The sequence below is a fragment of the Halomonas caseinilytica genome (assembly GCF_001662305.1).
GTDB lineage: Bacteria > Pseudomonadota > Gammaproteobacteria > Pseudomonadales > Halomonadaceae > Halomonas > Halomonas caseinilytica.
Window position 1 is genome coordinate 366719 of record NZ_BDEP01000016.1, and the last position, 14032, is coordinate 380750.

Annotated in this window: 12 protein-coding genes; 11 read left to right on the forward strand and 1 reads right to left on the reverse strand. The window is 61.6% G+C overall.

The genetic code is table 11. The features are described 5' to 3' along the window. Nucleotides 1–210: 210 nt before the first annotated feature. The 11 genes from A9O65_RS11660 to lon all read left to right on the forward strand — a co-directional run bounded on the left by A9O65_RS11660 (nucleotide 211) and on the right by lon (nucleotide 12414). A complete protein-coding gene (locus A9O65_RS11660; RefSeq protein ID WP_254783077.1) occupies nucleotides 211–1410 on the forward strand; it encodes a glycosyltransferase family 4 protein in 1200 nt (399 codons plus the stop codon). 66 nt (nucleotides 1411–1476) lie between these two features. Then, complete coding sequence (locus tag A9O65_RS11665; protein WP_064699480.1) at nucleotides 1477–2865, forward strand: undecaprenyl-phosphate glucose phosphotransferase; 1389 nt, start codon at nucleotides 1477–1479, stop codon at nucleotides 2863–2865. Between the two features lie 257 nt (nucleotides 2866–3122). Next, on the forward strand, nucleotides 3123–3608 hold the full coding sequence (gene nrdR, locus A9O65_RS11670) for a transcriptional regulator NrdR (protein ID WP_064699770.1): 486 nt from the start codon (nucleotides 3123–3125) through the stop codon (nucleotides 3606–3608). After that, the gene (gene ribD, locus A9O65_RS11675; RefSeq protein ID WP_082919997.1) at nucleotides 3605–4759 is read left to right on the forward strand and encodes a bifunctional diaminohydroxyphosphoribosylaminopyrimidine deaminase/5-amino-6-(5-phosphoribosylamino)uracil reductase RibD; all 1155 of its coding nucleotides are present in this window, start codon (nucleotides 3605–3607) and stop codon (nucleotides 4757–4759) included. The genes nrdR and ribD overlap by 4 nt, the downstream gene beginning before the upstream one ends. Nucleotides 4760–4904: 145 nt before the next feature. Then, nucleotides 4905–6071: a bifunctional 3,4-dihydroxy-2-butanone-4-phosphate synthase/GTP cyclohydrolase II gene (ribBA, locus tag A9O65_RS11680; RefSeq protein ID WP_064699478.1), complete on the forward strand. Its 1167-nt coding sequence runs from the start codon at nucleotides 4905–4907 to the stop codon at nucleotides 6069–6071. A 72-nt stretch (nucleotides 6072–6143) separates the two neighbouring features. Beyond that, the gene (ribH, locus tag A9O65_RS11685; protein ID WP_064699477.1) at nucleotides 6144–6641 is read left to right on the forward strand and encodes a 6,7-dimethyl-8-ribityllumazine synthase; all 498 of its coding nucleotides are present in this window, start codon (nucleotides 6144–6146) and stop codon (nucleotides 6639–6641) included. Next, nucleotides 6638–7138: a transcription antitermination factor NusB gene (gene nusB, locus A9O65_RS11690; protein ID WP_064702179.1), complete on the forward strand. Its 501-nt coding sequence runs from the start codon at nucleotides 6638–6640 to the stop codon at nucleotides 7136–7138. The genes ribH and nusB overlap by 4 nt, the downstream gene beginning before the upstream one ends. A gap of 14 nt (nucleotides 7139–7152) precedes the next feature. Next, nucleotides 7153–8106 carry a thiamine-phosphate kinase gene (gene thiL / locus A9O65_RS11695; protein ID WP_064702180.1) on the forward strand — a complete coding sequence of 318 codons (954 nt, stop codon included), beginning with the start codon at nucleotides 7153–7155 and terminating at the stop codon, nucleotides 8104–8106. Then, nucleotides 8103–8576 carry a phosphatidylglycerophosphatase A family protein gene (locus tag A9O65_RS11700; protein ID WP_064699474.1) on the forward strand — a complete coding sequence of 158 codons (474 nt, stop codon included), beginning with the start codon at nucleotides 8103–8105 and terminating at the stop codon, nucleotides 8574–8576. Before thiL ends, A9O65_RS11700 begins: the two co-directional genes overlap by 4 nt. An 82-nt stretch (nucleotides 8577–8658) precedes the next feature. Beyond that, nucleotides 8659–9900 carry a DUF945 family protein gene (locus A9O65_RS11705; protein ID WP_064699473.1) on the forward strand — a complete coding sequence of 414 codons (1242 nt, stop codon included), beginning with the start codon at nucleotides 8659–8661 and terminating at the stop codon, nucleotides 9898–9900. Between the two features lie 78 nt (nucleotides 9901–9978). Beyond that, nucleotides 9979–12414, forward strand: coding sequence for an endopeptidase La (gene lon / locus A9O65_RS11710; protein WP_064702181.1), 2436 nt, complete (start codon nucleotides 9979–9981; stop codon nucleotides 12412–12414). A 71-nt stretch (nucleotides 12415–12485) separates the two neighbouring features. Here lon and A9O65_RS11715 read toward each other — a convergent pair whose 3' ends face one another. Further along, complete coding sequence (locus A9O65_RS11715) at nucleotides 12486–13949, reverse strand: M48 family metalloprotease (protein WP_064699769.1); 1464 nt, start codon at nucleotides 13947–13949, stop codon at nucleotides 12486–12488. Between the last annotated feature and the right edge of the window lie 83 nt (nucleotides 13950–14032).

The following is a 14032-nucleotide window of genomic DNA, read 5'->3' on the forward strand; positions in this document are numbered from 1 at the left end:
TTTTAAGGTGCTGGAGAAGCAGTCTTTTGGGAAAGCTTTTTGTTGAAAATTGTTGTCAGGTTATGGCGATGCCGTGATGTGTTCAGGTGTTGAAAGTGGTGGGTCTTTTTCGGAACTGCAAGAACCTATGAGGCTCGTGAAATATCAGTGGGTAGACGCTTTGCAGCTTCGGTTTGAAAGATATTGAAAAGGTGCCGTTTGAAAGTTCTTTTGCTGACATTTTATTTTCCGCCGGATTTGAGTGCGGGATCATTTCGAGCACAAGCTCTCGTCCAGGCATTACTGGACCAGCTTCCTGACCATTCGAGCCTGGATGTAGTCACGACATTGCCTAACCGTTATGCATCGTTTTCGACGACTGCGGTTGAGTATGAAGAAAATGCCAACCTGACGATTCATCGTATACCATTACCTTCCCATAAAAGTGGAATGCTGGACCAATCTCTGGCTTTTCTGTGCTATGCCAGGCGGGTACTGAAAAAGACTCGGAGGGAAAGTTACGATATCGTTGTAGCAACGTCATCCCGACTGATGACAGCGGTGCTCGGGGCATGGGTTGCAAAACGATGCCGAGCCAAGCTGTATCTGGATATTCGGGATATCTTTATCGAGAATCTTCCGTTCCTCCTTCCGCGCGGTTCGCAGTGGCTCGGTATGCGCTTCTTCGGCGCATTGGAGCGTTGGGCTGTGAGGCGGGCGGCGATCGTCAATCTGGCATCACCGGGGTTCGAAGGTTATTTCGCACCACGTTACCCTTCCCAATGCTTCACTTGGCATACGAACGGGGTGGACCCGGTTTTTGCAGACTGGGCAGCTGGTTCTTTTCCTAAAAATCCTTCGATAGATGCGGAGGAAAGTTCTTCGTTTTCTCCGGTGGAGAAAGGGCGATTAAGAGTTCTCTATGCGGGAAACATTGGAATGGGGCAAGGGCTTGACCGTATTTTGCCTGGGTTGGCGAAGCGCCTGGAGGATCGGGCCGATTTTATAGTGATAGGAGATGGCGGGCGGCGTGCGCTGCTTGAGAAGGTCTTGAAAGAGAAAGGTGTAAGAAATGTAGAGGTCCGATCTCCAGTAAAAAGAGATCGGCTCTTGGAAGAGTATCATGCCTCAGATGTGCTTTTTCTTCACTTGAACGATATGCCTTGCTTCGAGCGGGTGATTCCATCGAAGATATTTGAGTATGCGGCGACGGGGAAACCGATATGGGCTGGGGTCTGTTCCTTCACTGCTCGCTTTTTTCAGAAAAATATCACCAATATCGCTGTCTTTGAGTCGTGCAATGTGGATTCTGCCTTGGAAGAGTTTGGTCGCCTTTCACTAGAGGCGTGCTCGCGCAATGAATTTGTAATGGATTATCGGCGGGATGTTATAATGAAAAGGATGGCGAGTGATATTGTCGGAATGTTGTAGGGTTTCTTGTGGTAGCGGTGAGTTTATGATTTTCTGATTTGTATAGAGTTGAGGCGTTGTTTTTTGATGCAAGGCGATAGAAATGGAAAAGTTATAACGGAGCGTTTTCCCGCGCAGGTCTTTGTTCCATTGGTAGATGCGGGCGGGGTGATGGGCTCCGGTTTTTTGGCGTATTGCATTCGCTTTGGATCGACCGATGTGCATGATCGCTTTCTGCTTGGCATGCTCATTATCGCTGTCTTTGTCGTGATGGCGAATTTTATTGATAACGCCTATGTGAGATGGCGAACGACCCGGCTTTCCAGCATTTTGTTTCGCCTTCTTTTTATCTGGATTGTCGTGACGCTCCTGGCAACGTCGATCATCTACTTGGCGGAAGCTTCCGTCCGCTATTCCCGGCTGTGGCTGGGTATGACGCTGCTCTTCTCGTTTTTGGTATCTGCCGGTTTTCGTGTGCTCGTGATGATATCCTTGAAACGGGCACGAGCCTCGGGGAAGAACCTTCGTGGTGTCTTTCTAGTTGGTCCACAGGATAATCTGCTCAACGTCGCACGCGGAATGCGTCGGTCGCCGGGGGAAGGTTTTGCCATTTCGGGGGTGCAGCGCCTGGGAGCGGCACCGGATGGGGCCTGTCTGGCAAACTTGGCGCGTCGTGTGGAAGCATCTGGGGCAAGAGAGGTCTGGCTGTGCCTGCCCCTGGAAATGGGGGGAACCGTACGGGAGATCATGTTTGCCTTGCGCCATCAAACGGCTGAGGTGCGCTTTCTTCCCGAGTTTCAGGATATGCAGTTGTTGAACCATCGCGTCAGCGAAGTCGCAGGTCGTTTTTCTATCGACTTGAGCGTCACTCCCATGACGGAAACGGCACGCTTTTTCAAGCGGGTGGAAGACATTGTGCTCGGGAGCCTTTTTCTGTTGCTGTCGTTGCCGCTATGTGCAGTTATCGCGATCATTCTCAAATGCCAGTGCCCTGGCCCCGTTTTATTTAAACAATATCGTGCTGGGGTCAATGGGGAGAGGTTTGAGGTCTATAAGTTTCGCTCCATGGAAGTCCACGAGGAGCCCAATGGTCATGTGACCCAGGCGCGCCGAGGTGATCCTCGTGTGACCAAGTTCGGCGCTTTCCTCAGGCGTACGTCCCTGGATGAGTTGCCGCAATTTTACAATGTACTGCAAGGGCGGATGTCAATTGTCGGCCCAAGGCCTCATGCGCTTGTGCATAATGAGCATTACAAGGATCTCATAGAATCTTATATGAAGCGCCATAAGGTGAAACCTGGTATTACTGGCTGGGCTCAGGTGAATGGGTTTCGCGGTGCGACGGATACAATAGAGAAAATGGAGAAGCGAGTCGAACATGATTTATGGTACATTGACAACTGGTCACTTTTACTCGACCTGAAAATTATCTGGTTGACCATCTTTCATGGTTTTGTGCATAAGAATGCTTGCTAGTGATACGGCATGATGGGATGTCCTGAAGGCTGAAGTTGGCCTTCTCGTGACTCATCGCCGCTTGAGTCGGTATGACAGCAGGCGTTTCAAGGCGGAGGTGCCATTGGCATCTCCGTTTTTGTAGGTAGAAAAAGAAGCACTCGACTCCCGAACGGTGGCGCATGATGCCAGTGTCGGGCATGCAACTGGGCGCTTCGACGCCAAGCCGTTACAATACGGCGACACGTCACTTCTTCAATCAATACTGGGTGATCGCTATGCACTGCCCCTTTTGTGGCGCCAATGACACACGAGTGACCGATTCACGTCTGGTAGCGGATGGTGATCAAGTACGTCGTCGACGTCAGTGCGCAGGGTGCAGCGAGCGTTTCACCACTTATGAAACCGCCGAGCTGGTCATGCCGAGGGTGATCAAGTCGGATGGCTCCCGGGAACTTTTCGACGAGAGCAAGCTGCGTGCCGGGATGCTCCGTGCCCTGGAAAAGCGGCCGGTCAGCGCCGAGTCCATCGAGGCTGCCGTCGAGCGCATTCGCCAGACCCTCAGGGCCCGTGGCGAGCGCGAGGTGCATGGCCGGGATGTCGGCGAGGAAGTGATGCATGCGCTGAAGCGCCTCGATCAGGTGGCCTATATTCGCTTCGCTTCGGTGTACAGAAGCTTTCAGGATATTGACGAGTTTCGCGCCGAGATCGATCGCCTGGCCCAGGAGCCCAGCTTCCGGCCCGATGAATCGGGAGAATCATGATGTCGCCTACACCGCCCGAACGCTGGATGGCGCGCGCGCTCCGGCTGGCTCGCCATGGGCTCTATACCACCGCGCCCAACCCTCGTGTCGGTTGTGTCCTGGTCAAGGAAGGGCGAGTCATCGGCGAAGGCTGGCATGAGCGTGCCGGCGAGCCCCATGCCGAGATTCATGCCTTGCGTAATGCCGGTGAAGCGGCGCGTGGAGCCACGGCCTATGTTTCCCTCGAGCCATGCTCTCACCAGGGGCGAACCGGTCCTTGCGCGGAGGCATTGGTCGAGGCTGGGGTGGCCAAGGTGGTCGTGGCCATGCGCGATCCCAATCCCCTGGTGGCAGGACGTGGCATCGAGCGCTTGCGTCGAGCGGGGATCGAGGTCGAGGAGGGCGTGCTCGAGAATGAGGCGCGCGAGCTCAATCCCGGCTTCATTGCGCGCATGGCCCGGGGGCGCCCCTTCGTGCGCATGAAGATGGCGATGAGTCTCGACGGACGCACGGCGATGCGTTCCGGCGAGTCTCAGTGGATCACTGGCCCGTGCGCCAGGCGTGAGGTGCAGCGCCTACGGGCACGCTCGAGCGTGATCATGACCGGTGTCGAGTCGGTCATCTTCGACAACTCGCGGCTCACCGTGCGCGCCGAGCAGCTCGAACTGGACAATGCCGAGGCGATTGCTACCCGCCAACCGCTGCGCGTGGTGGTGGATTCCCGCTTGCGCTTGCCGCTGGCGGCGGCCTGTCTGCGCGAGCCGGGACGCACGCTGGTGGCGACGGTCGAAGGCTATGATGGTGAACATCGCGAGCGGCTCGAGCAGGCCGGGGCTGAGATCGTGGTGCTGCCGGCAGAGGAGGGTGGTCGTGTCGACCTGACCGCCTTGCTGTCGCATCTCGCCACTCATGAGTCGGCCAACGAAATACTGCTGGAGACGGGTGCCACCCTGGCCGGGGCGATGCTGGATGCTGGCCTGGTCGATGAGATGCAACTGTTCGTGGCGCCGACCCTGCTCGGCGGCGAGGCCCGACCGCTGTTCGAGCTGCCTGGGTTGACGCGCATGGACGAGCAGCGGCCACTGGAGATTCATGATATCCGTGCCGTCGGTGACGACTGGCGGATCATCGCCTCTCCTCGGCAACGCGCCCGGGAGGCGACGTCATCCTGACGCCATGCCCGCATCCATGCGCCGATTTACTGGCGCCGGCGTTCCTGCCACGGTACCCTGACGCGGTTTCGAATCGGGCGACGCCCGATGGCGACGCCCGCGTCTTGCTGGTGCGACAGCCGCCACGCTCAATTACGGAGACTCCATGGTGCACTCCTCTTCCCGGGGCCTGTCCCCCATTCCAGAGCTGATCGAGGATATCCGCCAAGGGCGGATGGTGATCCTGATGGATGACGAGGATCGCGAGAATGAAGGCGATATCATCATGGCCGCGGAGAAGGTCGAGGCCGAGCACATCAACTTCATGGCGCGCCATGCCCGGGGACTGATCTGCTTGCCGATGACGCGCGAGCGTTGCGAGCGCTTGCAGTTGCCCCTGATGGTCAACGACAACGGTTCCGGTTTCGGTACCAAGTTCACGCTTTCCATCGAGGCTGCTGAAGGTGTGACTACCGGCATTTCGGCCGCCGATCGAGCACGCACGGTCCAGGCGGCGGTGGCGCGTGATGCCAGGGCCGAGGATATCGTCCAGCCTGGGCACATCTTTCCGCTGATGGCCGAGCCGGGCGGCGTGCTGCGGCGTGCCGGCCACACCGAGGCGGCCTGCGATCTCTCGGCCCTGGCCGGGCTGGACCCCAGTGGGGTCATTTGCGAGGTGATGAACGAGGACGGCAGCATGGCCAGGCGGCCGGAGCTGGAGCGCTTCGCCCATGAGCATGGCCTGAAGATCGGTACCATTGCCGATTTGATCCACTATCGCATTCACAACGAACAGACCGTCGAGCCCATGGAAGCCATGCCCGTGCAGACGCCGCACGGCGAGCTGACCCTGCATGTCTTCCGGGACAGCATCCAGGGCGCGCATCACCTGGCCCTGGTCAAGGGTCAGCCGAATCCCGAAGCGACTACCACGGTGCGCGTCCACCTGGTCAACGTCATGCGGGACCTGCTGTCGTTGCAGAAGGGCGAGCACGACAGCTGGGCGGCTCACGAGGCGGTGGCCGAGATCGCGAAGGCCGAGCACGGCGTCTTCGTGCTGCTCGACGACGGCCGTCCCCGTCAGGATCTTCATGAGTTGCTCGACCTCTTTCTCGAACGCCGCCGGGCGCCACGTACCACCGACTCCGATGGCGCGGGCAATTACCTGACTATCGGCACCGGCTCGCAGATCCTGCGTGACCTGGGCGTCGGACGCATGCGCCTGCTGAGCTCGCCCTGGCGCTTCTCGGCGCTTTCCGGTTTCGACCTGGAGGTGGTCGAGCAGGTCGAGCCCGACGGGATATCGACGCACGATGACGAGGGCGGCATCTGAACGCCCCGCGTCGGGTATACGCAAGCGCGCTCTCTCGAGGGCGTGCATGATCGGATTCATCAGGAAAGAACCATGCAACCGATTTCTCAAGTCGAAGGAAGCTTCGTCGATGTCGACGGCCGCTATGTGATCGTGGTCGGTCGTTTCAACCATCATGTGGTCGATAGCCTGGTGGAAGGCGCGGTGGATAGCCTGGTGCGTCATGGCGTGGATGAGGCGAATATCGATATCGTGCACACGCCGGGTGCCTGGGAGCTGCCGCTGGCCGTTCAGCGGGCGCTGCGGGTGGCGCGCCCCGATGCGGTCATTGCCCTGGGCGCGGTGATCCGTGGTGGCACGCCGCATTTCGAGCATGTGGCCGGTGAGTGCAACTCGGCCTTGAGTCGTCTGCAGCTCGAGTTCGAGACGCCGGTGGCCAATGGCGTGCTGACCGTCAACTCCATCGAGCAGGCCATCGAGCGTGCAGGCACCAAGGCCGGCAACAAGGGCACCGAAGCGGCCATGGCAGCGATGGAGATGGTCTCGCTGATGCGCTGTTTCGACACGTCCTCCGACGGAGGCGAACAATGAGCGGACGCGAGCGCGAGCCTTCCAGGGCTCAGCAGTCCCGCCGTGCCGCTCGCGAGCTGGCCGTCCAGGGGCTGTACCAGTGGCAGATGACCGGCAAGTCGATCGCCGTTGTGGAGTCCGAGTTCCGTGGCCAGGTGGCCGACGAGGACATGGAGGATCACGAAAACTGGCGCAAGGTCATGGAGCTGGCCGACCTGGCGATGTTCCATGAGCTCCTGACGGGCGTGGCGCGCCACCATAAGGAGATCGATGGCCAGCTCGAACCTGTCCTTGATCGTCGTCTCGAGGATCTGGATGCCATCGAGCTGGCCATCCTGCGCCTGGGGACCTATGAGCTGTCGCATCGTCTCGAAGTGCCGTACCGAGCGGTCATCAACGAAGGTGTCGAGTTGGCCAAGGCCTTCGGCGCCACCGAGGGGCACCGGTATGTCAATGGCATTCTCGACAAGCTCGCCGCCCGGTTGCGTGCCTCCGAGGTCGAAGCGCGTCGTCGCTGAAGGCTGTTGACCGGATGCATAGCGAATTCGATCTGATTACCCGCTTTCTCGCCCCCGCTTCGGCCGGTTCCGAGGCCGGTGTCGAACTGGGGGTCGGCGATGACTGCGCCTTGCTCGAACCCACGCCGGGTGAGCGGCTGGCGGTCAGTGTCGATACCTCGGTGGCCGATGTGCATTTCCCCGCCTCGGCGCCTCCCCATGCCATCGGCCACCGGGCGCTGGCGGTCAGCCTCAGCGATCTGGCGGCGATGGGGGCTCGTGCCCGCTGGTGCGTCATGTCCCTGACCCTGCCGGAAGCCGATGGAGACTGGGTGGCGGGCTTCGCCGACGGTTTCCATGCGCTCTGCCGGACGACCGGTGTCGCGCTGACGGGAGGCGATGTGAGTCGCGGCGAGCTGGCTGTCGGCGTCACCGTGATGGGGGAAGTGCCGCCGGCCATGGCGCTGACCCGTGCCGGTGCCCGACCGGGCGACTGCCTGGCGGTCACAGGGTTCCTGGGGGGCGGCGCCGGCGGCCTCGCTCGCTGGCGGGAAGGCGAGCGCGACCTTGCCACCCCCTTGCTGCGTCGTTACCTGCTGCCACAGCCAAGGTTGGTGGCGGGCGTGGCGCTTCGTGGGTTGGCCAGCTCGGCCATCGACATTTCCGATGGCCTGCAGGCGGATCTGGGGCACCTCTGTCAGGCGTCTGGCGTTGGCGTGGTACTGTCGCCCGATGCCCTGCCCTTGGCCGAGGGGCTCGTCGAGGCATTGGGTGAGCCGGGCGCGCGACAGGCGGCATTATGCGGTGGCGATGACTATGAACTTCTCGTGACCCTGCCTCCGGCCTGCCTCGAGGAGGCGCAAAGGCGCCTGGCGGCGCAGGGTCTGCCACTGACGGAAATTGGCCGCATCACCGCCGAGCCAGGGATGAGTGGCGTCGAGGCATCGACGTCTCCAGGCTGGCGGCATTTCCCAGGAGAGGCGCCATGAATCGAGCCCCGCAGAGCGTCTGGCGTCGCCCGGCCCATTTTCTTGCCTTTGGCTTCGGCAGTGGCGCCGTGCCCTTTGCCCCGGGGACGTTCGGAACCCTGGCGGCGATCCCCTGTTACTGGCTGATGTCCGAGCTGCCGTTGGGATGGTACCTGGTCGTGGTGGCCGTGACCTTCCTGTGGGGCATCTGGTTGTGCGACAAGACATCCCGGGATCTGGGGGTCCACGACCACTCCGGCATCGTCTGGGATGAGTTCGTCGGCTACTGGCTGACCATGACTGCCGTGCCCTTTTCCTGGGAGGCTGCCCTGTGGGGCTTCGTTGTCTTCCGAGCCTTCGATGTCTTCAAGCCATGGCCGATTCGCTGGGCCGACCGACGCGTCGCCGGTGGCTTCGGCATCATGATCGACGATGTGCTGGCCAGCATTTACGGCTGGAGTACCATGCACCTGTGGTTCTGGTTGCATTGAATGGCTAAGTGCTGGAGCCTGGCGGCAGGACTCGGATGATGTCGTCGCGACAGGGCATCGCGAGAGGGACAAGGAGCGGGGAATGCGCAAGGAGCGGTTGATCGTGCCGGTGATCGTGGTCGTGGCCGTGGCCTGGGCCGTGGCGCAGACGATCGCCAGCCTGATGTTCGAACGCGAGCTGGCGCGGGCCATCCGGGACCTGCAGGCACGAGGCGAGTTGTCGATCTGGCGCAGCGAGACCGATCAAGGCTGGCTCACCTCGACGGGCGTCATCCATGTGGCGCCCTTGTTCGGTAATGGCTGGCACCTGGACATTACCTACCGAGCCCGTCATGGCCTGCTGAGCACTCGGATGGATGGCTATCTGCAGCAGCATCTGGAGCGTACCGGCCAGGCGCGAGTCGAGGTTGCCCGGACACCGCCGGCCTGGGAAGCACGCTATCACCCGCTATCCGGGACCTTCGATGGTGCCCTGGAATTGTCGCCTCTGGTCCTGAGGCAGGAAGATCGCACCTTGTCACTGCATGGTGCTCGGCTGACGGTGCAAGGGGAATTCGGTGACTGGAAGTTGCGGGCCCTTTTGAACTCGGCGCGTCTCGACGATGGCAATACCACTCTCGAAGCGGGACCGGTGACGCTGGAGAGCCGGTATGCCTATATCGATGGTGCCTATCATTTCACCCAGCGGGATCTGCTCAAGATCAATGGCCTTCGCTGGCGTTCGCCGAGTCTCGAGCTGGACGCCGATGAACTGGTGCTGCACAGCAGGACCGAGCTCGACGAGCAGGAACTGCGTGTCCGGGCTGAGCTGGCGCTGGGCGAGGTGATGTCCGCCGGCCAGGTGCTGATGGAAGGCCGCGTGGCGGGTGAGCTGTCGCGGATCAATGCCGATGCCGTGCGATCGTTGCTGACGCACCTCAAGGCGGAAGCCGCCCGGGGGAGAACCGATGTGACCAGCCGCGATCTGCTGTCCCTGCTGGCGCCCGACATTCGTGCCCTGATGCGTGATTCCCCCCGCCTGGACCTTCTCGGGGTCGATCTGGATAGCCCGATGCTTGGATTGTCCCTGGCGGGGGAGGGTGCCTTGATCTTCGATGGTCGCGACCTGGACGAACTCGAACCGGAGGCGCTGGTGGACCGGGGGGGACGCCGCGCCTGGCTCGAGCGTCTCGATGGCGATTTCCTGTGGCACGATCTGCCGGCGGTGGTGGCGCTGTGGCTGGGGCTGCCATTGGACACCGATGATCTGCAGGTCGATGTGGTGAGGGGCAAGGTCCGCATCAATGGTCGTCCCTTGCCTCCCCTTTCCGAACGCTTGCCGTGACTTGAAGTTCGTCACCATCGCCCGCATTCCGACATCATCACGGGATCGAACGTCCCGTTCCTTCAGGATGAGGTGCGCATGAGCGACGACAACGAGCAAGGTTTCGAACAGGATGGCCTGGAATGGGTCCAGGCCGACGAGAAGGACGACGCGTTCCAGCCCGGCAGCGGTTCAGGGCAGGCCGTGGTTCCGGCCAGTGACAGCCTTCCCGAACGCGTCTATCTGCTGCCGATCCACAATCGCCCCTTCTTCCCGGCCCAGGTGCAGCCGCTGGTGATCAATCGCGAGCGCTGGGAAGAGACCATCCGACGCGTTGGCAATACACCGCACCATATGGTGGGGCTGGCCTTTGTCGGTGAAACCGGCGTCGAGGAGCTGAGTCACGAGGATTTTCCTGAGGTCGGCACCGCGGTCAAGGTGCACAAGCTGCAGGGGGAAGACGCGCAGCTGCAGTTCATTGCCCAGGGCATGCGTCGTTTCCGCATTCAGCGCTGGCTTTCCAAGAAGCCGCCGTACCTGGTCGAGGTCAGTTATCCGCGCGAGCCGGTCGATGCCGAGGATGACGAGACGCGTGCCTACGCCATGTCGTTGATCAACGGCATCAAGGAACTGTTGCCGATCAACCCGCTCTATGGCGAGGAACTCAAGCATTATCTCAATCGCTTCAGCCCGCATGAGCCGGGGCCGCTGACCGACTTCGCTGCAGCCATCACCTCGGCCAAGGGGCCGGAGTTGCAGGACGTGCTGGCTACGCTGCCGGTGATCGAGCGCATGCAGAAGGTGCTGCCCCTGCTGCGCAAGGAAATCGATGTCGCCCAGTTGCAGACCGAGATCAGCGAGCAGGTCAACGCCCAGATGCAGGAGCGCCAGCGGGAGTTCTTCCTGCGCGAGCAGCTCAAGGTGATTCAGCGTGAACTGGGCATTTCCAAGGACGATCGGGAAAATGATGTCGATACCTTCCGGGCGCGGCTGAACGACAAGGTCGTGCCCGAGCGTGTCATGGAACGCATCGACGATGAGCTGGACAAGCTCTCCGTTCTGGAGACCGGCTCGCCGGAATACGGCACCACGCGGCATTATCTCGACTGGCTGACCTCGCTGCCGTGGGGCGTCACCAGCGACGATCAGCTCGACCTGGCACATGCCAGGAAGGTGCTGGACCGCGATCATGATGGCCTCAAGGACGTCAAGGAACGCATTGTCGAGTTCCTTGCCGAGGGTACCTTCAAGGGGGATGTCGGCGGTTCCATCCTGCTGTTGGTCGGCCCGCCCGGCGTCGGCAAGACATCGGTGGGTCGCTCCATCGCCGAGGCACTGGGACGCCAGTTCTACCGTTTCTCGGTGGGCGGCATGCGTGACGAGGCCGAGATCAAGGGCCACCGTCGGACCTATGTGGGTGCCATGCCCGGCAAGTTGGTCCAGGCCCTCAAGGAAGTCGAGGTCGAAAATCCGGTGATCATGCTCGACGAGGTCGACAAGATGGGACAGTCCTTCCAGGGCGATCCCGCCTCGGCGTTGCTCGAGGTACTCGATCCGGAACAGAACATCGACTTCCTCGATCATTATCTGGACGTGCGGCTCGACCTGTCCAAGGTGTTGTTCGTCTGCACCGCCAATACCCTGGATTCGCTGCCGCCTGCCTTGCTCGATCGCATGGAGCAGATCCGGCTCTCCGGCTATATCGCCGAGGAGAAGATGGCCATCGCCAAGCATCATCTCTGGCCCAAGCTGCTCAAGCGCGATCATATCCCCAAGAAGCGCATCAACCTGACCGATGCTGCCCTGCGCCAGGTCATCGAGGGCTATGCTCGTGAAGCGGGCGTGCGTCAGCTCGAGAAGCAGTTGCACCGCATCGTGCGCAAGGCGGCGGTCAAGCTGCTGGAAAACGAACAGCAGACCATCAAGGTATCGGTGAAGAACCTTGAGGACTTTCTCGGCGCGCCGACCTTCCGCAAGGAGAAGGTCATGAAGGGCGAGGGCGTGGTCACCGGCCTGGCCTGGACCGCCATGGGCGGGGCGACCCTCTCCGTGGAAGCCGGCAAGGTGCATGCCCTGGATCGTGGCTTCAAGCTGACCGGCCAGCTCGGCGAGGTCATGAAGGAATCGGCCAATATCGCCTACAGCTATGTGCTGGGCCACCTCGGTGACTACGGCGCCGAGCCCGACTTCTTCGACTCGGCCTTCGTGCACCTGCACGTGCCCGAAGGCGCCACCCCCAAGGACGGGCCGTCGGCCGGCGTGACCATGACCACGGCCTTGCTGTCGCTGGCGCGCCACGAGCCCATCGACAGGCCGCTGGCAATGACCGGGGAGTTGACTCTCACCGGCCAGGTGCTGCCGGTCGGCGGGATCCGCGAGAAGATCATCGCCGCCCGACGCAGCGAGATCTTCGAGGTGATTCTGCCCGATGCCAATCGTCGCGACTACGAAGAGCTGCCGGATTACCTGCGCGAGGGAGTGACGGTGCACTTCGCCAGCCATTATCGAGACGTGGCCAAGGTGGTGTTCGGCTAGTCGACCACGAAGCGCAAACCGAGAGCGGCGGGCTGGGGCGAGCGATTCTCCCCGGCCCGTATCGGTAGTGCCTAGCGAAACTTTTCCATTGTCTCGCGATAGTCGGTGAAGGCGTCGCGGCGTTGCTCGATCCGAGAGAGGGCATTGGTGTCGCCGCTTTGTTCAGCGACCTTCTTGGCTACGTCCAACTGTTCGATGCCCCGATCGATATGGCCGGTGAGCTGCAGTTGCTCCGCCCGGGCGAGATGGCCCCAGGCCTGTCGCTCGCTATGGCCGGCGGCTTCGGCGAGCAGGGCGAAGACCTGGGGATCTTCCGGGCGTCGTCCGGCCAGATCATGCAGTACCCGATAGGCCGCATCGGGGTCGCGCTGGAGCAAGGCCTCACCCAGTACCAGCGTGGTGGGGACATAGCCCGGCATCAGGCGCAACTGGTGGCGGCTGCGGGTGATGGCATCGTCGATGCGGCCGGCTTCCAGGGCGACCTGGGCGGCCGTGGCCGGCAGCATCGCCAGATCGGGATGCTGGCGTGACAAGGCATCCAGCGTCTCCAGTGCCTTGCCGGCATGGCCCTGCTCGGCATCGATCAATGCCCGCAGATAGCGGCTTGCGTCTTCAGGCACCGAATCGCGGCTCTGTCGGGTGAGGGCCTGGCGGGGATCCCGGTCATGGATGGCCAGCAGGGCTCGAGCACGTACCAGCTGATATTCGAGACTGTCCCCTCGGGTGACATCGGTATGCATCTGGTCGACGCGCCCTTGTGCATCGCTGATGCGCGATTCCGTCACGGGATGGGTCAGCAGGAACTCCGGTGGATTGCCGCCCTGCAGGGCGATCATGCGCTGCATGGTACGGAACATGTCGACCATGGCCTGTGGATCGTAGCCGGCGCCCGCCATGGTCTGCAGGCCGGCGCGGTCGGCCTCGCGCTCGAAGCGCCGGGAATAGGCTAGTTGATCCTGTATGAAGGCAGCCTGAGAGCCCATGGCGGCGGCGATGCCGGCGTCACCACCCCCTCCGGCAGCGATCAGCATGCCGGCCAGCATGGCTGCCATGGCGGGGATCTGTGTCTGCTCGGCACGGGCCTTGCCACGGGCATAATGGCGTTGCGACAGGTGCCCGAGCTCGTGGGCGACCACCGAGACCATCGGCGCCTCCCGATCGGCGAAGGCGAACAGGCCGGCGTTGATGCCGATCACGCCCCCGGGCACGGCGAAGGCATTGAGCTGATCGCTGGCGACCAGGGTGGTGATCGGCCGGATGCCGCTGAGCTGGCTGTAAGGCAACAGGCGCGCCACCAGGGAGTCCACGTACTCTCGGGTGATGGGGTCTTGCCAGATGGGCGCGCGGGCCCGGAACTGGCGCAACCAGGCTCGGCCGAGACGAACTTCCTCGCCGCTGACGGCCTGGGTGTTGCTGCTGACCAGGCTGGGCAGCTCGGGCGGTTCAGGCAGTTCGAGATCGAGGGCGGCACTCGAGGGTGCCGGTGCCAGACACAGGGCGACGATGCCCAGGCAGGTTAGGTAACGACGTTGCATGGCTTCCTCGTCACGGAACAGGGGGAGGCGCTTGCCATCCGACATTGATTCAGCCGACAAAGTGCCTTTAAATCCCAAGGATT